Annotated in this window: 1 protein-coding gene; it reads left to right on the top strand. The window is 50.6% G+C overall.

Annotation, left to right across the window (positions count from 1 at the left end; translation table 11 throughout):
- A partial coding sequence (locus MO867_RS22225) for a hypothetical protein (RefSeq protein ID WP_252473235.1) occupies window positions 1-1,005 on the top strand: 1,005 nt, incomplete at both ends.

Raw genomic sequence — 1,005 nt, 5'->3', positions numbered from 1 at the left:
GCACACCCCGCAGCGGTGACTGAAACCTGGACCATCACTTGCACCGATGCCACGCTCCCCGCCACATTTTCCGTGCAGGGTTCCATCTCTGGTGTGCAGGCTTCGGCCATTGTGGGCACTCATTACGATAACGCCCTGGTGCTATTCGACCTGGCCGCCGGTGATACCGATTATCAAGTGGGAGATAGATTTGAATTTGATGTCACCGCCGGGGAAATGCCTACAGATGAACGCTGGGAGGTGTTGCGCATTGGAGGTGTGGCTGGAATAGAAGCGAGTTCTTACCGCACTGACAGTGAACCCTGGCGGATATTTAAAGGGCCTTATCACGAGCATTCTAACTCCTGGGCCACAGCGATCGGTGAACATGAAAACTGTTGGATCAGTTGGAAATTTTTTCGGCCCTATGAAATATCACGCATAGAAATCCAAGCACCGGGAACGAATACCCAGGCACCTAATAGTTTCGCTTTGGAGTGGTCTGACGATGAAATAACTTGGCATCAGCGTGAAGCATTTTCCGGTATTACCTGGAGCGATAACGAGAGTAAGGAGCTTACTCTGGGTGGGGTTTCTCCGGGCGCCAAGCTGTATTGGCGTATTACAATTTCTAGCAACAATGGCTCCACTGATACCACAGGTCTGCAGCAGGTAGGCTTTCTGGAATTCCAAAATACGGCGGATATCAATTCTGGTCGTATGGCAGCTGCTTGGCTGCGTGCGCCGGGACTAACCGGTAATGGTTCAGTCTACTTAAATTTCCAGACGTATGACCGGCCCACCGATGATTATTTCAACTTAGCTATAGCTGGTGCCACAGGCTTTATTGATGATTCCGACTTCGACAGCCAACCCGGATCTGAGGAAATGGGTTTGCCCTTGTGGAATCAGGATATGGAATATTGGGCAGCCGTGGATGGCCAGCATATTGCCCTGAATGTGCGTGTAGATATCAATGTGTTTCCGATTTATCTCGGAAAAATGCTGCCATTTGGCACACCGGGG

The sequence above is a fragment of the Microbulbifer okhotskensis genome, assembly GCF_023895975.1.
Lineage (GTDB): Bacteria > Pseudomonadota > Gammaproteobacteria > Pseudomonadales > Cellvibrionaceae > Microbulbifer > Microbulbifer okhotskensis.
Note: the sequence above shows the minus strand (reverse complement) of the source record. Positions and strands in the feature narration are given on the sequence as shown.